This window comes from Streptomyces sp. NPDC031132 (assembly GCF_055570595.1).
The window spans coordinates 349,857-369,952 of sequence record NZ_JBVIGX010000001.1; the positions used below are offsets into that span (position 1 = coordinate 349,857).

Genomic DNA, 20,096 nt, shown 5'->3' on the forward strand with positions numbered 1-20,096 from the left:
AAGGAGTGCCGGAGGGGCCGAAAGGCCTGGTGGGCGGAGCAGCGCAGGACGCGCCCCGTCCCGGGCCCGTGGAACAATCGGACAGGGCTTCACCAATACGCCCTTCAGATGTACGGCTGTCCGCCCGCACGCGTACGGCCCGGTACGACCAGGAGCAGGAGACACAGCACGATGCGTATCGGAGTTCTCACCGCAGGCGGCGACTGCCCGGGCCTGAACGCTGTCATCCGTTCGGTCGTGCACCGCGCCGTGGTCGGTCACGGCGACGAAGTCATCGGCTTCGAGGACGGCTTCAAGGGCCTCCTGGACGGCCACCACCGCCCCCTCGACATCAACGCCGTCAGCGGCATCCTCGCCCGCGGCGGCACGATCCTCGGCTCGGCCCGCATGGAGCGCGCACGGCTGCACGAAGCCGCCGAGAACGCGCAGGAATTGGCGACGCGCTACGGCATCGACGCCCTCATCCCGATCGGCGGCGAGGGCACGCTGACCGCCGCCCGGATGCTGTCGGACGCCGGGATGCCGGTCGTCGGCGTGCCGAAGACCATCGACAACGACATCTCCTCCACCGACCGCACCTTCGGTTTCGACACCGCGGTCATGGTCGCCACCGAGGCCATAGACCGCCTCAAGACCACCGCCGAATCGCACCAGCGCGTGATGGTCGTCGAGGTCATGGGCCGGCACGCGGGCTGGATCGCCCTGGAGTCCGGCATGGCCGGCGGCGCCCACGGGATCTGCCTGCCGGAGCGCCCCTTCGAGGTGGACGACCTGGTGAAGATGGTGGAGGAAAGATTCTCCCGGGGTAAGAAGTTCGCCGTCATCTGCGTCGCCGAGGGCGCGCACCCCGCCGAGGGCTCGATGCCGTACGAGCGCGGCGCGATCGACGCCTACGGCCACGAGCGCTTCGCCGGCATCGGCAACCGCCTCGCGACCGAGCTGGAGCACCGCCTCGGCAAGGAGGCCCGTCCGGTCATCCTCGGCCACGTCCAGCGCGGCGGCGTCCCCACCGCGTACGACCGGGTCCTGGCCACCCGCTTCGGATGGCACGCGGTGGAGGCCGTCCACCGCGGCGACTTCGGCAACATGACCGCCCTGCGCGGCACCGACATCGTGATGGCCCCGCTGGCCGAGGCGGTCACCGAACTGAAGACGGTCCCGGAGGGCCGCATGTACGAGGCCGAGTCGGTCTTCTGACCCGGCCCCCGGGGCGGGGGGCAGGACGCCGCCTAGCGGGCGCCGCCCGCGAAGGCCCAGAAGTGGGCCACGATGTCGGCCAGGAACTCCCGGCCCGCGTCCCCCGCACCGGCCGAGCCCGAGGCGCCGCCCCAGCTCAAGGTGGCCACCATCTTCGACTGGTAGTCCGCGTGCAGCTGCTCCAGCACCGGCTCCAGGTGCTGCTTCGGCACCGGGAGCAGCTTGGCCAGCGGCTTCACGTACGCCTGCCAGCGCGTGGTCACCGCATTGCGCAGCAGCTCGGCGAGCTCGTCCTGCTTGCCGGTCGCCGCCACGAACTGGGCCAGCGACAGGCCGAGCACCTGCGCCAGGGCCACGGACTGCCGTTCGTTGCCCTTCCAGCGCCCCGTGTCCTCCATCTTCTGGTACGCGCTCGTCTCCAGCCCGATCCGCCGGGCCAGCTCGTCCGCGGCCAGGCCGCGGGCCATCCGGTGCTCCCGCAAGGTCACGGCCTCGGCGAGCAGCTCGCCGGGGGCGCACCAGAGCACGCCCGCGAGCGCCGTCAGCTCTGCCGAACTCGGCGATATCTCGCCACGCTCCCAGGCCATCACGGTCTCGGGCTCGACGATCAGTCCGTACTGGGCGCGCAGGCCATAAGCGACATGACCGGGAGCCATGCCCAGGGCTGCGCGGAGGCGACGCGCGGCGGGGGCATTGAAGGGAGGGCTGGAGTGCACAGGGCACACCGTAGGAGTGCCCAAGGGGTGGCGACTACAGACCGTTCAAACAAGCCCAGAACTCGTAGGAAAGTCCTATGGAGTTCGACCCTTTGGTCGGGTTTCCCTGCGACCGTCCGGTAATCGGATCATTTCTAGATCCATTGGCAAGCCTACGGTTCCGGCCTGCCGATGCGATACCCCTGCGCACGATCTCCACGGATCTCCATCGTTCTCCACGGTTCTCCCGCACCCCCTCCTGAACCGCCCTCCCGCCCGGTGCGTGATCCATGTCGGGGCCCTCGCATACGGGGGTGGCGAGGGCCCCACCCCTCATCCCGCAGTCGCTCCTTGCCTTGACGCCGGCGTCAAGGATTACCGTCTGGGCATGCGCATCGGCGAACTGGCGGAGCAGGCGGGAACCACCACGCGGACCCTGCGGTACTACGAGTCGCGCGGACTGCTGCCCGCGCGCCGCACCGGCAACGGCTACCGCACCTACGACGAGGACGACCTGCGGCTGCTGCGCCAGATCCGCATGCTCCAGGACTTCGGCTTCGAGCTGGAGGAGACCCGCCCGTTCGTCGACTGCCTGCGCGCAGGCCATCCCGCCGGGGACTCCTGTCCCGCTTCCCTGGCCGTGTACCGGCGCAAGCTCGCGGAACTCGACGGGCTGATCGGCCAGCTGGCCGACGTACGGGAGCAGGTCGCGCGGCAGCTCACCGCCGCCGAGGAGGCCGCCGGCCAGGCGGCGTCGCCGCGCTGTGAAATGACCGGACCGTGAGAAGGGGAAGGGAAGAGATGATCCACGCCAAGGGTGTCGCCGAAGTGACCGACCGGGACTTCGAGGCGGAGGTCCTCGCCGAGCGGGGCCGGGCTGTCCTCGTGGAGTTCACCGCGGACTGGTGCGGCCCCTGCCGGCAACTCGCGCCCGTGCTGTCCGCCGTCGCGGCCGAGGAGGTCGACCGCCTCAAGGTCGTGCAGATCGACGCGGACGGCAACCCCGCGACCGTCGTCCGGTACGGGGTGCTGTCCATGCCGACCCTGCTCGTCTTCCGCGACGGCGAGCCCGTCAAGCAGATGGTCGGCGCACGCGCCAAGCGCAAGCTGCTCCAGGAACTCGAGGAGGTGACCGGGGGCGCCGGCGTCAGGGCCTGAGCCAGACCGTCGCCAGCGGCGGGAGGGTCATGCGCAGGCTCACCGGACGGCCCTGCGCGGGCACGGGCTCGGGCCGCAGCGGCTGCAGATGCCGTACGCCGCTGCCGCCGTACTGCTCCAGGTCCGTGTTCAGGACCTCCCGCCACCCCGGCACCTCCTCCGGGACGCCGATCCGGTAGCCGTGCCGCACCACCGGCGAGAAGTTCGACACGCACAGCAGCGGCGAGCCGTCCTGCGCGTACCGCAGGAAGGCGAAGACGTTGTCCTCCGCCGCGTCCGCCTCCACCCAGGCGAAGCCCTCCGGCACCGTGTCCCGCTCCCACAGCGCGGGCGCCGCCGCGTACGTGTGGTTCAGGTCGCGCACGAGGTCGCGTACGCCCCGGTGGTCGCCGGCCGCCGAGTACGAGGAGTCCAGCAGCCACCAGTCCGGCCCGTGCGACTCCGACCACTCCGAGCCCTGGGCGAACTCCTGTCCCATGAACAGCAGTTGCTTGCCCGGGTGGGCCCACATGAAGCCCAGGTACGCACGGTGTATGGCCCGCTGCTGCCACCAGTCCCCGGGGATCTTCGACACCAGCGAGCCCTTGCCGTGCACCACCTCGTCGTGCGAGATCGGCAGCACGTAGTTCTCGCTGTACGCGTAGATCATCCCGAACGTCATGTCGTGGTGGTGGTACTTGCGGTGCACCGGATCCTTCGTCGCGTACCGCAGGGTGTCGTGCATCCAGCCCATGTTCCACTTCAGCCCGAAGCCGAGCCCGCCCCCGTCCGTCGGCCGGGTCACGCCCTCCCAGGCCGTGGACTCCTCCGCGATCGTCACCACGCCCGGACAGCGCCGGTACACCGTCGCGTTCATCTCCTGGAGCAGCGCCACCGCGTCCCAGTTCTCCCGGCCGCCGTGCTCGTTCGGCGCCCACTCGCCCTCGCCCCGCGAGTAGTCCAGGTAGAGCATCGAGGCGACCGCGTCCACCCGCAGCCCGTCCACGTGGAACTCCTGGCACCAGTACACGGCGTTCGCGACCAGGAAGTTGCGGACCTCCTTGCGGCCGTAGTCGAACTCCAGCGTCCCCCAGTCCGGGTGCGCGGCCCGCCGCGGGTCGTGGTGCTCGTACAGCGGCCGCCCGTCGAACTCCGCGAGCGCCCACTCGTCGCGCGGGAAGTGCGCGGGCACCCAGTCGACGATCACCCCGATCCCCGCCCGGTGCAGCGCGTCCACCAGCATCCGGAAGTCGTCCGGGCTGCCCATTCTCGACGTCGGCGCGTAGAACCCGGTGACCTGGTAGCCCCACGAGCCGCCGAAGGGGTGCTCGGCGACCGGCATGAACTCCACGTGCGTGAAGCCGAGCTCCTTCACGTACGGCGGGAGCTGCTCGGCCAGCTGCCGGTACGAGAGCCCCGGCCGCCAGGAGGCCAGGTGCAGCTCGTACACCGAGAACGGCGCCTGGTGCGTGGGGCGGGCCCCGCGCTGCGCCATCCACTCGGCGTCCTGCCACTCGTACCGGGACGCGGTGACCACCGAGGCGGTGGCCGGCGGGACCTCCGTGTGCCGGGCCATCGGGTCGGCGCGCAGGGTGTGGCTGCCGTCCGGGCGGGTGATGTCGTACTTGTAGAGCGTGCCCTCGCCCACCCCCGGCAGGAACAGCTCCCACACCCCGGAGGCGCCCAGCGAGCGCATCGGGTACGCGACCGAGTCCCAGTACGAGAAGTCTCCGGTGACCCGCACCCCCTGGGCGTTCGGCGCCCACACCGTGAACCGGGTGCCGGCCACGCCCTGGTGCTCCATCGGGCGGGCCCCGAGCGCCGTCCACAGCTCCTCGTGCCGGCCCTCGCCGATCAGGTGCAGGTCCAGCTCGCCGACCGCGGGCAGGAACCGGTACGGGTCGTGCACCTCGAGCTCGTCGCCGTCGTACGTGACCAGCAGCCGGTAGTCCGGCACGCCGGTCAGCGGCAGCAGGCCCGAGAACAGCCCGTCGCCGTCGTCGAGGAGCTCGGCCCGCAGCCCCTTGGCGACGACCGTGACCGACTTGGCGTACGGGCGCAGCACGCGGAAGACGACCCCGTCCCGCCGGGTCCGGGCGCCCAGCACGCCGTGCGGGTCGTGGTGGCGGCCCTCCAGCAGCCGGGCCCGTTCCTCGGCGCCGAGCGCGGGCGCCGGCCGTACCCCGTGCGCGGGCGCCCGCCGGGCGCGCGGTGGCTGGGCCTTGCGCGGCGCGGCCGCGGCCGGCGTTCCGCGGCCCTGAGCGGCGGCCGGAGCCGGAGCCTTGGCCGGGGCCGCGGCCGGCGGGGTGGTGGACGGTGACTGACGGGCGGGGCTCACGTGTGCGGCCTCCTAGGCGGCTGCGGGCGGGGGTGGGGGGAGAGGGAGGAGAAGCCTTCGCCGGGGCCGGGCCCGGCGCCCGGGCCGGGTCCCGCGGCGGTACCGGGGCCGGGCCGGTGGGACTGCCCCGGGCGGGCCGTGGACCCGGGGCCCGGCAGCGCCCGGCCGAATCCCCGGTCCGCGCCGGAGGCGAGCCGCCGGATCGCGGCCATGGGGACGTGCAGCCAGTCGGGGCGGTGCCGGGACTCGTAACGCGCCTCGTACACCGCCTTGTCGGTCTCGTACGCGCGCAGCAGGACGGGGTCCTCACGCGGGTCGCGGCCGGTGGTGCGGGCGTAGCCCTCGCAGAAGGCGGCCCGGCAGGCGTCCGCCCAGGCGGGGGCGAAGGGGCGGTGGGAGCGGGCCGCGTAGTCGAACGAGCGCAGTATCCCGGCGATGTCGCGGACGGCGGGTTCGGGGCGGCGGCGGTCGGCCAGCGGCCGGGCCGGCTCGCCCTCGAAGTCGATCAGCGCCCAGCTGCCGTCGGCGGTCCGCAGCGTCTGGCCCAGGTGCAGGTCCCCGTGGATCCGCTGGGCGGGCACCCCGGCCCCGCGGGAGGCGGCCAGCGCGTCGAACGCCCCGCGCAGCCCCGCCTCGTAGGGCCGCAGCGCGGGCACCTCGCGGGCGGTGGCCGCCAGCCGGGCCGTCATTCCGGAGGCGAGGCGGGCGGTCTGCTCCGGGCCCAGCGCGACGGTGGGCAGGGCGGCGGCGAGCGCACTGTGCACCTCGGCGGTGGCCCGGCCCAGCGCATGCGCCTCGGCGGTGAAGTCGGCCCCGGCGCCGAGCCGGCGCAGCGCGAGCTGCCAGCCGTCGTCGGAGCCGCGCAGATAGGGCTGGAGCACGCCCAGGGTCAGCGGCTCCGCACCGGGCAGCTCGGCCTCGTACCAGGCGACCGGAGCGGGCACGCGGGAGCATCCGGCGGCAGCCAGCGCCCGAGGCAGCTCCAGGTCCGGGTTGACCCCGGGGCCGACCCGGCGGAACACCTTCAGGATGTGTGAATCCCCGTAGATCATCGAGGAGTTGGTCTGTTCCCCGGACAGCGGCCGGGGGGTGAGCGCCGCCGGGATCAGCGCCATCGGGTCACGGTCGAACCGCAGCGGGCCGAGGGTGCCGGGGGCGCGCAATCGTTCCAGCAGCAGGGCCGCCAGCCGCGGGTCGCCCAGCCCCTCGTACACGTACTGGCCGGCGTACGGGCCCTGCTCGGCGCGCCCGATCAGGGCGGGCGCCAGGGCCGGCGGCAGCGCGGCGCGGACGCCGAGCAGCAGTTGGTAGCAGTCGCCGTCGACGTCGAGGAGCAGGTGGACCAGCCTGGGGGAGGACCCCGGCGGCAGCAGATCGGCCGCCGAGATCATCCGGAGCCGGCCGATGCGCCGGCCCTTGCCGGCGAACCAGCGCTGGACCGGCAGCCAGTCCCGCAGCATCGGCTCCAGCGGACTGAGTCCGGTCGTGCTCGTCGTCCCGGCGGATGCAGCCTCCGACATGGCGTCGCGTCCTTTCCCCGGGCCGTCACAGAATGCGGAGAGTGTCCCGGATCGCGTCAGTGCTTCTCCGGTGGTGTACGAGTGTCGGGTCAGGATGATCCGTACAGGGGCGGGCGATTGACCCATTCGCGTCGCCCACCCCGTACCCGGCGGCTACTCGCCCAGCAGGCGGTACCAGTAGAAGCCGTGCCCCGCGAGCGTGAGCAGGTACGGCCACTCGCCGATCGGCGGGAAGCGCACGTCACCCGTGAGCTCCACCGGGACCCGCCCGTTGAACGACCGCAGATCCAGCTCGGTGGGCTGCGCGAAGCGCGAGAAGTTGTGCACGCACAGCACCAGGTCGTCCCCGTACTCGCGCAGGAACGCGAGCACCGCCGGGTTGGACGAGGGCAGTTCGGTGTACGAGCCGAGGCCGAAGGCCGGGTTCGCCTTGCGGACCTCGATGAGCCTGCGGGTCCAGTGCAGCAGTGACGAGGGCGATGCCATCGCGGCCTCGACGTTGGTGACCTGGTACCCGTAGACCGGGTCCATGATGACCGGCAGGTTGAGCCTGCCCGGATCGCAGGAGGAGAAACCGGCGTTGCGGTCCGGGGTCCACTGCATCGGCGTGCGGACGCCGTCGCGGTCGCCGAGCCAGATGTTGTCGCCCATGCCGATCTCGTCGCCGTAGTAGAGAACCGGCGAACCGGGCAGCGACAGCAGCAGGGCCGTGAACAGCTCCATCTGGTTGCGGTCGTTGTCGAGGAGCGGGGCGAGCCGGCGCCGGATGCCGATGTTGGCCCGCATCCGCGGGTCCTTGGCGTACTCGGCGTACATGTAGTCGCGCTCTTCGTCCGTGACCATCTCGAGGGTGAGCTCGTCGTGGTTGCGCAGGAAGATGCCCCACTGGCAGCGGTCCGGGATCGCCGGGGTCTTGGCCAGGATTTCGGAGACGGGGTAGCGCGACTCTCTTCGTACGGCCATGAAGATGCGCGGCATGACGGGGAAGTGGAAGGCCATGTGGCATTCGTCCCCGCCCTTCGCGAAGTCGCCGAAGTAGTCGACGACGTCCTCGGGCCACTGGTTGGCCTCGGCGAGCAGCACGGTGTCGGGGTAGTGCGCGTCGATCTCGGCGCGGACCCGCTTGAGGAGCTGGTGGGTGCGCGGCAGGTTCTCGCAGTTGGTGCCCTCCTCCGCGTACAGGTAGGGCACCGCGTCGAGTCTGAACCCGTCGATCCCGAGGTCCAGCCAGAAGCGGAGGGCGGAGACGATCTCCTCCACCACGGCCGGGTTCTCGTAGTTGAGGTCGGGCTGGTGCGAGAAGAACCGGTGCCAGTAGTACTGCTTGCGGACCGGGTCGTACGTCCAGTTCGAGGTCTCGGTGTCGATGAAGATGATGCGGGCGTCCTGGTACTGCTTGTCGTTGTCGGCCCACATGTAGTAGTCGCCGTAGGGCCCGTCCGGGTCCTTGCGGGACTGCTGGAACCACTCGTGCTGGTCGCTCGTGTGGTTCATGACGAAGTCGATGATCACCCGCATGCCGCGCTGGTGCGCGGCGTCCACGAACTCCACGAAGTCGGCGAGGTCGCCGAACTCGGGGAGCACCGAGGTGTAGTCGGCCACGTCGTAGCCCCCGTCGCGGAGCGGCGAGGCGAAGAACGGCGGCAGCCAGAGGCAGTCGACGCCCAGCCACTGGAGGTAGTCGAGCTTGGCGGTGAGCCCCTTCAGGTCCCCTACGCCGTCGCCGTTGCTGTCGTGGAAGGACCGTACGAGCACCTCGTAGAAGACCGCCCGCTTGAACCAGTCGGGGTCGCGGTCCTTCGCGGGGGTGTCCTCGAACGTGTCGTGGACGGGATCGTTGATCATCATGTGGTGGGTGACCCTCCGGTGGGCGGGGACGGTCGCAGAGCCGCCAGCACGTGCGCGGGCGTGCGGCCCGGTTCCAAGCGCACGTAGTTGGCCCTGCCCCAGTGGTAGGTCTCGCCGGTGAGCTCGTCGCGCACCGCGAGGGACCCGTGCCAGTCGAGGCCGAGTACCGGCATGTCCAACGAGACCGTCGCCTCCTGGGTGTGGTGCGGATCGAGGTTGACGACCACCAGTACGGAATTGGCGCCGGCATGCTTCGAATAGGCGATCACCTGGTCGTTGTCGGTCGTGTGGAAATGGATGTCGCGCAGCTGCTGCAGCGCCGGGTTGCGGCGGCGCATCCGGTTCAGGGCGGTGATCAGCGGGGCGATGGTGCGGCCCTCGCGGTCCGCGGCCGCCCAGTCGCGCGGCCGGAACTCGTACTTCTCGGAGTTCAGGTACTCCTCGCTGCCCTCCCGGACCGGGGCGTTCTCGCACAGCTCGTAGCCGGCGTAGACGCCCCAGGTGGGGGAGAGGGTGGCGGCCAGGACGGCGCGCACCTCGAAGGCCGGACGACCGCCCCTTTGCAGGTACTCGTGGAGGATGTCGGGCGTGTTGACGAAGAAGTTCGGCCGCATGACGGCGGCGGAGCGGGTGTCCGCGAGCTCGGTCAGGTACTCGGTCAGCTCCGCCTTGGTGTTGCGCCAGGTGAAGTAGGTGTACGACTGCTGGAAGCCGATCGCGGCGAGTGCGCGCATCATGGCGGGCCGGGTGAAGGCCTCCGCCAGGAAGATCACGTCGGGGTCGGACTTGTTGATGTCCGCGATCACCTTCTGCCAGAAGACGACCGGCTTCGTGTGCGGATTGTCCACCCGGAAGATGCGGACGCCGTGGTCCATCCAGTACCGCAGGATCCGGACCGTCTCCTCGACGATCCCGGCCATGTCGGTGTCGAAGTGGATCGGGTAGATGTCCTGGTACTTCTTCGGCGGGTTCTCCGCGTACGCGATCGTCCCGTCGGCCCGGTGGCGGAACCACTCGGGGTGCTTCTCCACCCAGGGGTGGTCCGGGGAGCACTGGAGCGCGAAGTCGAGCGCGATCTCCATGCGCAGCTCGCGGGCGCGAGCGACGAAGGCGTCGAAGTCCTCGATCGTGCCGAGCTCGGGGTGGACCGCGTCGTGGCCGCCCTCGGTGGACCCGATGGCCCACGGCACCCCGGGGTCCCAACTTCCGGCCGAAAGGGTGTTGTTCGGCCCCTTGCGGTACGTACTCCCAATGGGGTGGATCGGTGGCAGGTACACCACGTCGAACCCCATCGCGGCGATGGCCGGCAGCCGGTCGGCGGCGGTGCGGAACGTGCCGCTCACGGGCTGCTCGCCGGGCTCGACGACGGCCCCCTCGGAGCGCGGGAACATCTCGTACCAGGAGCCGAAGAGGGCCCGCTTGCGCTCCACGACCAGCGGCAGGGCCTTGGAGGCGGAGACCAGCTCCCGGTACGGGCGCCGGGCGAGCGCGGCCTGCACCGGGGGCGCGAGGGCGGCGGAGTACCGCAGCGACACCGCGCGGTCCTCGTCGCGCATCGCGTCGGCGGCGGCCAGCACGTGCTCGCGCCCGTCCTTCTTGGGGATCCTGGAGCCGGCCCGCTCGTAGAGCTCCGCGCCCTCGAGCAGGGTGAGCCCGGTGTCGATCCCCGCGGGGATCTTGATGGCGGCGTGGGCCTGCCAGGTGCCGATGGGGTCGCTCCAGGCCTCGACGGTGTACGTCCACCTCCCCTCGACCTCGGCGGAGACCCGCGCCCCCCACCGGTCGGTGCCGGGCGCCAGCTCGCGCATCGGGACGGGGGGCCGCAGCCGCCCGCTCGGGTCGCGGAGTACGACATGGGCGGCGACGGCGTCGTGGCCCTCGCGGAACACGGTGGCGGAGATCTGGAAGACCTCGTCCACGACCGCCTTGGCGGGTCTGGCCCCGCAGTCGACGGCGGGGCGGACGTCCAGCACGGGAATGCGACCGATCATGATGGGCTCACCTGGGGGCAGTTCGCAGGGCTCGGTGACAACAGCCCAGCCGGAGCACCGGCTGGTCGTGCACGCTCTGTTCGCTCTGTTTCTAGCCGCTCAGAAGACGGCTGGGCTGCGGGCATGGCCGCTCCTGTCCGCGTTCACTCGGGTGGCGGGAGAGGTGGTAGGGCGGGGGTGCCGTGCGTGTACGCGGGGAGCCCTGCCCACTCTCGCCCCGCCCAATCAGTGCTCTTGGTTAACTACTCGTACGTAGTGGCGCGGCCCAGACCAAGCTCCTGGCCGACATCCGCCGAGGCTCAGTCAAGTCGGCCACGACTAACGGAGGTACGTCGTGACACCTCCGTCCCACCGGCACCACAGGCACCATCCGTGACGGAGGGTCTGGGGCGGTTTGGGCGTGATGTCCGTAGTGACGGCGATCCCCGGAGGAGGGATCACGGGCGCCGTTTCCGTGGATTCCGCATGCGCTTCCGGCGGCCGGAACGTCCTGAATTCACAGCGCCTTTTTTGCCGGAACCTTCCCGTCGCGTCCCACTCGTAAGGGGGTCCTGCACACCGCGGGCCCCGTCACCCTTCTCGGTGAGCCGGACCGGACGGACGGCTCCCGGTGCCCGGGGCGGCGGCGTACGGGCGGGCGAGGCACCGTGGCAGGGCGGGGCGCAGGGAAGCTAGCCTTCCCGGGGTGATGCGCGGACGCACAGCGTGGTGCGGCCGCTTCGATCCGCAATCGCCTGCGAAGGTAGAACGTGTGAAGGCTATCCGTCGATTCACCGTGCGCCCCGTTCTCCCGGAACCATTGCTGCCGCTCGCCGACCTCGCGCGCAATCTGCGCTGGTCGTGGCATGCCGAGACCCGTGAACTCTTCCAATCCGTCGACCCCGAGGGCTGGCAGGCCGCCGGCGGCGACCCCGTCCGGCTGCTCGGCGCAGTCTCCGCCCCCCGGCTCGAGGAACTGGCCGGCGACCGGCGGTTCCTGCGCCGGCTCGCCGTCGTCGCCGCCGACCTCGACGACTACGTCCACGGCGGGAGGTGGTACCAGAGCCATGAGAACGGCCCCGAGCTGCCCGCCGGGATCGCCTACTTCTCCCCCGAGTTCGGTATCACCGCCGCCCTGCCGCAGTACTCCGGCGGGCTCGGGATCCTCGCCGGGGACCACCTCAAGGCCGCCAGCGACCTCGGCGTCCCGCTGATCGGCGTGGGACTGCTGTACCGCCACGGGTACTTCCGCCAGTCCCTCTCCCGGGACGGCTGGCAGCAGGAGCACTACCCCGTCCTCGACCCCAACGAGCTCCCCGTGTCCCTGCTGCGGGACACCGACGGGGCACCGGCCCGGGTGTCCCTGAGCCTGCCGGGCGGCCGGGCCCTGCACGCGCACATCTGGCAGGCCCGCGTCGGCCGGGTGCCGCTGCTGCTCCTGGACTCCGACGTCGAGGACAACGACGCCGGCGCCCGCGAGGTGACCGACCGGCTCTACGGCGGCGGCAGCGACCACCGCCTCCTCCAGGAGATGCTGCTCGGCATCGGAGGCGTGCGCGCGGTGCGCACGTACTGCCGGATCGCCGGGCACCCCGACCCCGAGGTGTTCCACACGAACGAGGGGCACGCCGGGTTCCTCGGGCTCGAACGCATAAGGGAACTGGAAGGGGAGCAGGGGCTCGGCTTCGACGCCGCCGTCGAGGCGGTGCGCGCCGGGACCGTGTTCACCACGCACACGCCGGTCCCCGCCGGCATCGACCGCTTCGAGCGGGCCCTGGTCGCCCGGCACTTCGGGCCCGGCGCGGAGCTGGCCGCCCTGCCGGTCGACCGGATCCTCGAACTGGGCGCCGAGTCCTATCCCGGCGGCGACCCCGGGGTGTTCAACATGGCGGTGATGGGGCTGCGCCTGGCCCAGCGCGCCAACGGGGTCTCGACCCTGCACGGGGCGGTCAGCCGGGGCATGTTCGCCGGGCTGTGGCCGGGCTTCGACCCGGCCGACGTGCCCATCACCTCGGTGACCAACGGCGTGCACGCCCCGACCTGGGTGGCCCCCGAGGTCGTCCGCCTCGGAGTCCGCCAGATCGGCGCCGGGCGGACCGAGGACGCCCTGTCGGTGGGCGGCTCCCAGCGCTGGGACGCGGTCGCCGACATCGCCGACCAGGACATCTGGGACCTGCGGCGCGGGCTGCGCGAGCAGCTGGTGCAGGAGGTGCGCGACCGGCTGCGGGCCTCCTGGCTCCAGCGCGGGGCCGCCGAGGCCGAACTCGGCTGGGTGGACTCCGTACTCGACCCGGACGTGCTCACCATCGGGTTCGCCCGGCGCGTGCCCTCGTACAAGCGGCTCACGCTGATGCTGCGCGACCCCGAGCGGCTGCGCAAGCTGCTGCTCGACCCCGAACGGCCCGTGCAGATCGTCGTCGCGGGCAAGGCGCACCCGGCCGACGACGGGGGCAAGCGGCTGGTGCAGGAACTGGTGCGGTTCGCGGACGACCCGCGGGTGCGCCACCGGATCGTGTTCCTGCCCGACTACGGCATGGCCATGGCACAGAAGCTCTACCCGGGCTGCGACGTCTGGCTGAACAACCCGCTGCGCCCGCTGGAGGCCTGTGGGACGAGCGGGATGAAGGCGGCGCTCAACGGCTGCCTCAACCTGTCCGTGCTGGACGGCTGGTGGGACGAGTGGTTCGAGCCGGACTTCGGCTGGGCCATCCCGACGGCCGACGGGCTCGGGACGGACGAGGACCGGCGCGACGACCTGGAGGCCAATGCCCTCTACGAGTTGATCGAGGGCCGGGTCGCGCCGCGGTTCTACGACCGGGCGGGCCGCGTCGGACTGCCGGTGCGGTGGATCGAGATGGTCCGGCGCACCCTCGTCTCGCTGGGCCCCAAGGTGCTCGCGGGGCGCATGGTGCGGGAGTACGTGGAGCGGCTGTACGTGCCGGCCGCGCGCGCCCACCGGGCCCTGAACCCGGACGCGGCAAGGGACCTGGCCTGGTGGAAGGGCCGGGTCCGGGCGGCCTGGCCGCGGGTCGCCGTCGAGCACGTGGAGGCGCTGGCCGCGGCTCCCGTGAACGGCACCGCCGAACTCGGGGCCACCCTCACGCTGCGGGTACGGGTGGCGCTGGACGCACTCACCCCCGAGGACGTGGAGGTGCAAGCCGTGGCCGGCCGGGTGGACCCGCACGACGTGATCCGCGACGGGCGGACCTTCCCGCTCAAGCCGGCCGCCGGGCCCGACCTGGAGGGACGCTGGATGTACGAGGGCCCGCTCGCCCTCGACCGCACGGGGCCCTACGGCTACACCGTGCGCATCCTGCCCGCGCACCCGCTGCTGGCGACGCCGGCCGAACTGGGGCTGGTCGCGGCCCCGGTGGAGGCCGACGCGGCCGGTGACACGGGCGCGGGAAGCGGCGTGGTGCTGCGCTAGGCCTTCGGAGAAGGCCTGTTCAGGGGGCGGGCGGCGGGTCCACCAGCCGCCCGCCCTCCACCAGCATCCCGGCCCGCTTGATGTTGCGCAGGGTCGGGATCACCTCCACGTGCCGGATGCCGGGCACCGAGCCGATCCGCTCGGTCATGTACGTGTACAGCGCGTCGGTGTCCCGGCACACCACCGTGGCCATGAGGTTCGCCGTGCCGGTCACCGCGGCCGCGAACGGCACCTCCGGGTGGCCGGCGAGCGCGGCGCCCGCCTCCGCCAGCCGGGCCGGCTCCGCGGTCAGCATCAGCGTCGCCTCCGCCTCGAAGCCCAGGGTCGACGGGACGAGCTCCAGGTCGAAGTGGAGCGCCCGCAGCTCCCGCAGCCGGTCCAGTCGGCGGCGCGCGGTGGACTCCGACAGGCCGGAGGCGCGGGCCAGCTCGGGATAGCCCGCCCGGCCGTCCTGGGCGAGCACCGCCAGCAGCGCGAGCTCGGCCTCGTCCAGGGCGTACCGCTCCTGCCCGGGCACCACGGGGGTCCGTGTCAGCGCCGCGACCTGCCCGGGCCGCAGGGTGTCCAGGCCACACCACCGCGTCGAGCCCCGGGTGTGCACCCGTAGGACGGTCTGGGCGCTGACCCCGGTCACCCGGCGGGTGCGCGGGAGCTTCTCCAGCAGCAGGCCGTCGCGGTCCTGCCGGGTGCGGGCCTTGGTCAGACAGCTGATCTCGGTACCGGCGGAGCCGAGTTTCACCCAGGAGATGTCCGGCCGCCGGGCCAGCGCCCCGGCCACCGCGAGCGCGGCGTCGGGCGTGCACTGCACCCGCAGCCAGGACTCGAACAGCCCGACGCGGCTGCCCAGCGGCAGCCCGACCACCCGGATCAGGCCCGAGGTCCGCAGCCGCCGGTAGCGGCGCACCACCGTCTGGTCGGAGACCTCGAGCACCTCGGCGATCCGGCTGAAGGGAGCCCGGCCGTCGAGCATCAGGGCCTGCATCAGCCCCTTGTCGAGGGCGTCCAGCTCTACGGGTGCGGTCATGGAATCCATCATGACAGGGGCCGTGACAGGTGAAATCCGGCAGCCGGGGGCGTGTGGATGGGGGATCGGCCGTGCGGCTGAGATTTTGGAGCCACCGCCAACCCCCTGCCGGCCCTGCCCGGCACTGCCGGGCCTTCGGGTCCCGAGGAGAACCCACATGCGTAAATGGCTCCCGCTGACCGCGGTGTGCCTCGGGGCGTTCATGCTCCTGGTCGACGTCACGATCGTGATGGTCGCCCTGCCCGACATGACCGCCGACATGCACACTTCCTTCTCCGCACTCCAGTGGGTCATGGACGTCTACGCCCTGGCCCTCGCCGCCCTGCTGCTCGGCGCCGGCTCCCTCGCCGACCGGATCGGCCGCCGCCGCGTGTACCTCGGCGGGCTCGGGCTCTTCGCCGCCGCCTCCCTCGCCTGCGGGCTGGCCACCGGACCGGCCGCGCTGATCGCCTTCCGCGCCGTCCAGGGCATCGGCGGCGCCGCGATGTTCGCCACCACCATGGCCCTGCTCAGCGGCGCCTACCAGGGGCGCGACCGCGGGATCGCCTTCGGCGTCTGGGGCGCGGTCAACGGCGCCGCCGCCGCGGCCGGACCGATCATCGGCGGGCTGCTGACCGAGCACTTCGGCTGGCGTTGGATCTTCTTCATCAACCTCCCGGTCTGCGCCCTGGCCGTGTACGTGACCCTGCGCGCGGTCGCCGAGTCCCGCGATCCGCGCGCCAAGGGGCTCGACCTGCCCGGCATGGCCGCCTTCACCACCGGCGCGGCTGCCGTCACGTACGCCTTGATCCGGGTCGGCGAGAACGGCTGGACCGGTGGCGCCACCCTCGGCCTGTTCGGCCTCGGTGCGGCCGCCTTCGCCGCCTTCGTCCTGGTCGAACTGCGCAGTTCCCGCCCGATGCTGGACCTCTCGCTGTTCCGCAGCCGCACCTTCGTCGGCGTCATGGCCGGGGCGCTGCTGCTGTCCGGCGCCGCTTTCTCCTACCTGATGTACGTCTCCCTGTGGCTGCAGTCCGCCGAGGGGATGGGCCCGGTCTCCGCCGGCCTGGTGCTGGTGCCGCTGAGCCTCGCCGCGTTCGCCGTCTCGGCGGTGGCCGGGCGGCTGCTGCACGGGGCCCCGGCGCGGCTGACCATCGGCGGCGGGCTGCTGCTGATCGGTGCGGGCGCCCTGCTCCAGGCCTGGATGACGGACGCCGGGGACGGCTGGCAGGCCCTGGTCCCGGGTCTGGTGGTGACCGGCCTCGGCGTGGGCATGGCGACCCCGGCGCTGGCGGCCGCCGCGATGGGGGCCGTGGCCCCGGCCCGGGCGGGCATGGCGGGCGGGGCCCTGAACACCGCGCGGCAGCTGGGCATGGCGCTCGGCATCGCGGTGCTCGGCGCGGTCTTCCAGGCCGGGCTGAAGGACGGGCTCGGCGGCTCCGGCCAAGCGCCGGGCACCGCCGAGGCGCTGGCCTCCGGCCGGGCCGGGGAGCTGCTGGCCGCCGGTCCGGCCGCCCGGGTCTGGGTGGAGGAGGCCTTCGCGAGCGGGCTGCGGGGGACGTTCCTCGTCTCGGGGCTGATGGGGCTGGCCGGCGCGCTGCTCGTGCTCGTCCTGGTCCGCACGGCGAGGCAGGCCCCGGCGCCCGTCCCGGCTCCGGCTCCGGTACCGGCTCCGGCGGGTCCGGCCGGTGCGGCCGCTCCGGAGTCCGAACGCGCGTCCGCCTAAGAGGTGCGGGGTGGGACCGTACGGGCGCAGGCTGCCGATCCGAGCGGGTGAACCCTCGAACGCGCTGCGCATGCCGAATCGTTTCGGCATGGGGGCCCGCTCCTACGCTGCCCGCTGGATGCCACCGGACCGGCATTCATTGCCCACAGAACGGACTGCCTCCTCATGCGTCTTCGCCCCACCGCCGCAGCGCTCCTCGGTGCCCTCGCCCTTGTCCTGCCCACCGCCGGCCCGTCGATGGCCGGCGGCAACGACGACCTCGGCCGGCTGGAATACATCATCGACAACGACGGGCGCTCGCAGATCCGCCCGTCGGACAACGACACCTGCTACGAGCTGACGGACACCTCGCGCAGCCACCCCGCGACGGCGGTGCACAACGACACCGAGTCGCGGGCCGTGTTGTACCCGAACCGCGGTTGCAACGGCCGGGTGGAGCGCGAGCTGCAGCCGGGCGACACGGTGCACAACGTATCCGTCCTCTCGGCGACTTTCGTGCCGGTCCACGGCCGTGACGACTTCCGCGACGACTACCGCAACGACGGTGACGACTTCCGCGCGCACCGCACGCCGATGGACGACCCGGAGCAGAAGCGCGAGCAGGGGCAGGACCAGGAGCACGGCCAGGAGCAGGAGCACGGCCAGGACGAGGGGCAGGAGCACGCGCGGGACGACGCGCAGGAGCACGGGCAGGACGAGGGGCAGGAGCACGCGCGGGACGAGGGGCAGGAGCACGGGCAGGAGGAGGGGAAGGAGCACGGGAAGGGCGAGGGCCGGCACGAGGAGGGTCGCAAGCACCACGGGGAGCACGACCTGTTCGACTTCATCTTCAAGGGCATCGGCTGACCTTCGGACCCGCTGAGCACATGGAACAGGGCCGCCCGGGAGGGTCTCTCCCGGGCGGCCCCGCGTTTTCATGGGGTCAGCCGCTTCGCTTCACCTGCCCCGAAGGGGTCAGAAGGTGAGCTTCCAGCTGTTGATGTAGCCGGTGTCCAGGCTGGCGAGGTCCGCCACGCGGAGCTTCCAGGTGCCCTGTGCCACCTCGGAGGAGGCGTTCACGGTGAAGCTCTGGACGATGTTGTCCGCGCTGCCGCCGGAGCGGTTGCGCAGGTTGTAGACGGTGCCGTCGGGGGCGACCAGGTCGACCCGGAGGTCACCGACGTAGGTGTGGACGATGTTGACGTCCACCTTGAGGGTGCTCGGGGCGTTGCCCGAGCGGGTCACGGCGAGCGGCGACTCGACGGTCGCGTTGTCCGCGATCTGGTAGTCGTTCGTGTTCTCGAACACGTTCTGCTCGGTCGTGCTGACCGTCCAGGTGAAGGACGCCGTGCCCGTCTTGCTCGCCGAGTCGGTCACCGTCACGGTCACGTTGGACGTGCCCGCGGTGGTGGGCGTGCCCGAGATCAGACCGGTCGAGGAGTTGATCGACAGGCCGGCCGGCAGGCCGGTCGCCGCGTAGCTCAGCGCGCCCGGGTTGGTGCTGGTCGCCTGGACCTGGAGGCTCGCAGCGGTGTTGACCTTGGTGGTCTGGTTGGCGATCGGGGTGACCGAGACGCCGGAGACGATGCGGGGTCCGACGTTGATGCCCGCCCAGGCGTTGGCCACGTTGTTGTACGTGGTCGAGCCGGCGCCGTACAGGTCGGCAGCGGCCTGCAGGGTCGCGGTACGGGCGGCCGCGTAGTTGGTGTTCGACTTGAAGTAGCCCACCGTCAGCGCGCGGAACCAGATCTTCGAGGCGGCGTCACGGCCGATCGCGGTGACCGGGAGGCCGTCGGAGGTCGGCGAGTCGTAGCTCACGCCGTTGATGACCTTGGCGCCGGAGCCCTCGGAGGCCAGGTAGTACCAGTGGTTGGCCGGGCCCGAGGAGTAGTGGACGTCGACGCCGCCGATGCCCGAGTACCACGCGTCCTTGGAGCCGCCGTCCTTGCTCGGCTTGTCCATGTAGCGCAGCGGGGTGCCGTCGCCGTTGATGTCGATCTTCTCGCCGACCAGGTAGTCGCCGACGTCCTGCGGGTTGTTGGCGTAGAACTCGACGGCCGCCGCCATGATGTCGGAGGTCGCCTCGTTCAGGCCGCCGGGCTCACCGCTGTAGGTCATGTTGCCGGTGACCGAGGTGAGGCCGTGGGTCATCTCGTGGGCGGCCACGTCGATGGACGTCAGCGGGTGCGTGTTGCTCGTGCCGTCGCCGTACGTCATGCAGAAGCAGGAGTCGTCCCAGAACGCGTTCACGTACGCGTTGCCGTAGTGGACCCGGCTGTACGGGGCCACGCCGTCGTTGCGCAGACCGTTTCGGCCGTGCACGTTCTTGTAGTAGTCCCAGGTCAGCTGTGCACCGTAGTGCGCGTCCGCACCGGCGGTCTCCTTGTTGGAGGCGGCGCCGTTGCCGAAGACGTTGGTGGTGTTGCTGAAGAGGGTGCCGGTGCCGGAGCTGCCGCCGTTGAGGTTGTAGGTCTTGTGGCCGCCGCGCGCGGCGTCGGTCAGCGTCCAGTTGCTGCCCGACTGCGAGGTGCCGATCGTGACCTGGCCGCTGTACATGGTGTTGCCGGTGCCGGTCTCGATGGCCTGCCACTGGGTGATCTTCGCGCCGGTCTTGGCGTCGGTGATCACGTGCAGCTCGCTCGGGGTGCCGTCGTCCTGGAGGCCGCCCACGACGGTCTCATAGGCGAGGACGGGGGCGCCCTCGGCGGCCCAGATCACCTTGCGGGCGGTCTTGGACGCCTTGGCGTCCTTGGAGCCCTCGGAGTTCGCGGCGGAGACGGCCTGGCCCTCGGCGGCGGCCGGGGTGACCGTGGCCGTGGTGTCCGCGACCTTGATCTCGTGGTTGGTGGCCTTGGTGATGCTCTTGGTGACGCCGGCCTTGGCGTGGACCGTCAGGTCGCCGCCGAGCACGGGGAGTCCGCCGTAGGTGCGCTCGTAGGTGGTGTGCGTGGTGCCGTCGGCGTCCTTGACGACGTCCCGGACGACCAGCTTCTCCTGCTCGCCGAGGCCGAGGGCCTTGGCCGCCTGGACGGTGGTCGAGTTGGCGTCGGCTATGAGCGTCGCACGCTCGGACGGGCTGAGATTGACGGCGGCCGCACCCGGGTTGGGCTGAGCGGCGTTGCGTGCCTGCGACGCGGTGGCGTCGGCGGTGGCGGTGCCGGCCTGGATGCCGACGGCGAGCAGTGCGGCGGCGGCAACGAGAGCGCCGGCCGCGGTGGCACGCCTGTGGGGGGTGTGACTCAACGCAGACTCCTTC

At 71.9% G+C, this 20,096-nt stretch carries 13 protein-coding genes; 6 read left to right on the plus strand and 7 right to left on the minus strand.

The annotated features are described in order from the left end of the window. Window positions 1-171: 171 nt before the first annotated feature. Window positions 172-1,197 (plus strand): ATP-dependent 6-phosphofructokinase, encoded by a 1,026-nt coding sequence (locus tag ACZ49B_RS01615; RefSeq protein WP_468299387.1) that lies wholly within the window; start codon window positions 172-174, stop codon window positions 1,195-1,197. A gap of 32 nt (window positions 1,198-1,229) precedes the next feature. On the opposite strand, the gene ACZ49B_RS01620 is transcribed toward ACZ49B_RS01615, so the two are convergent. Further along, window positions 1,230-1,913: a helix-turn-helix domain-containing protein gene (locus tag ACZ49B_RS01620; protein ID WP_468299389.1), complete on the minus strand. Its 684-nt coding sequence runs from the start codon at window positions 1,911-1,913 to the stop codon at window positions 1,230-1,232. A gap of 367 nt (window positions 1,914-2,280) precedes the next feature. Between ACZ49B_RS01620 and ACZ49B_RS01625 the strand changes: the two genes are divergently transcribed. Together ACZ49B_RS01625 and ACZ49B_RS01630 are read left to right on the plus strand one after the other, a co-directional pair. After that, window positions 2,281-2,676, plus strand: coding sequence for a MerR family transcriptional regulator (locus ACZ49B_RS01625; protein WP_468299391.1), 396 nt, complete (start codon window positions 2,281-2,283; stop codon window positions 2,674-2,676). 17 nt (window positions 2,677-2,693) lie between these two features. Continuing rightward, window positions 2,694-3,050, plus strand: a complete 357-nt coding sequence (locus ACZ49B_RS01630) for a thioredoxin family protein (RefSeq protein WP_468299393.1) — start codon at window positions 2,694-2,696, stop codon at window positions 3,048-3,050. On the opposite strand, the gene glgB is transcribed toward ACZ49B_RS01630, so the two are convergent. The 4 genes from glgB to ACZ49B_RS01650 form a co-directional block, all read right to left on the minus strand. Next, window positions 3,040-5,367, minus strand: a complete 2,328-nt coding sequence (gene glgB / locus ACZ49B_RS01635) for a 1,4-alpha-glucan branching enzyme (protein WP_468299395.1) — start codon at window positions 5,365-5,367, stop codon at window positions 3,040-3,042. The two genes, ACZ49B_RS01630 and glgB, sit on opposite strands and share 11 nt — an antisense overlap. Next, window positions 5,364-6,887: a maltokinase N-terminal cap-like domain-containing protein gene (locus ACZ49B_RS01640; RefSeq protein WP_468299397.1), complete on the minus strand. Its 1,524-nt coding sequence runs from the start codon at window positions 6,885-6,887 to the stop codon at window positions 5,364-5,366. The genes glgB and ACZ49B_RS01640 overlap by 4 nt, the downstream gene beginning before the upstream one ends. A 153-nt stretch (window positions 6,888-7,040) precedes the next feature. Then, window positions 7,041-8,735 carry a maltose alpha-D-glucosyltransferase gene (treS, locus tag ACZ49B_RS01645; RefSeq protein WP_468299399.1) on the minus strand — a complete coding sequence of 565 codons (1,695 nt, stop codon included), beginning with the start codon at window positions 8,733-8,735 and terminating at the stop codon, window positions 7,041-7,043. Continuing rightward, entirely contained in the window at window positions 8,732-10,726 is a 1,995-nt protein-coding gene (locus tag ACZ49B_RS01650) for an alpha-1,4-glucan--maltose-1-phosphate maltosyltransferase (protein WP_468299401.1), read from the minus strand. The genes treS and ACZ49B_RS01650 overlap by 4 nt, the downstream gene beginning before the upstream one ends. A gap of 751 nt (window positions 10,727-11,477) precedes the next feature. Between ACZ49B_RS01650 and glgP the strand changes: the two genes are divergently transcribed. After that, window positions 11,478-14,132: an alpha-glucan family phosphorylase gene (gene glgP / locus ACZ49B_RS01655; protein ID WP_468299849.1), complete on the plus strand. Its 2,655-nt coding sequence runs from the start codon at window positions 11,478-11,480 to the stop codon at window positions 14,130-14,132. A gap of 19 nt (window positions 14,133-14,151) precedes the next feature. Here the strand turns inward: glgP and ACZ49B_RS01660 are convergent, their stop codons facing one another. Beyond that, window positions 14,152-15,156 carry an Lrp/AsnC family transcriptional regulator gene (locus tag ACZ49B_RS01660; protein ID WP_468299403.1) on the minus strand — a complete coding sequence of 335 codons (1,005 nt, stop codon included), beginning with the start codon at window positions 15,154-15,156 and terminating at the stop codon, window positions 14,152-14,154. A gap of 157 nt (window positions 15,157-15,313) precedes the next feature. Here ACZ49B_RS01660 and ACZ49B_RS01665 point away from each other — a divergent pair, with 157 nt between their 5' ends. Both ACZ49B_RS01665 and ACZ49B_RS01670 read left to right on the plus strand, forming a co-directional pair. Then, the gene (locus ACZ49B_RS01665) at window positions 15,314-16,861 is read left to right on the plus strand and encodes an MFS transporter (protein WP_468299405.1); all 1,548 of its coding nucleotides are present in this window, start codon (window positions 15,314-15,316) and stop codon (window positions 16,859-16,861) included. A gap of 165 nt (window positions 16,862-17,026) precedes the next feature. Further along, on the plus strand, window positions 17,027-17,707 hold the full coding sequence (locus ACZ49B_RS01670) for a hypothetical protein (protein WP_468299407.1): 681 nt from the start codon (window positions 17,027-17,029) through the stop codon (window positions 17,705-17,707). Between the two features lie 108 nt (window positions 17,708-17,815). On the opposite strand, the gene ACZ49B_RS01675 is transcribed toward ACZ49B_RS01670, so the two are convergent. After that, window positions 17,816-20,083: a M4 family metallopeptidase gene (locus tag ACZ49B_RS01675; RefSeq protein WP_468299409.1), complete on the minus strand. Its 2,268-nt coding sequence runs from the start codon at window positions 20,081-20,083 to the stop codon at window positions 17,816-17,818. Window positions 20,084-20,096 lie beyond the last annotated feature (13 nt).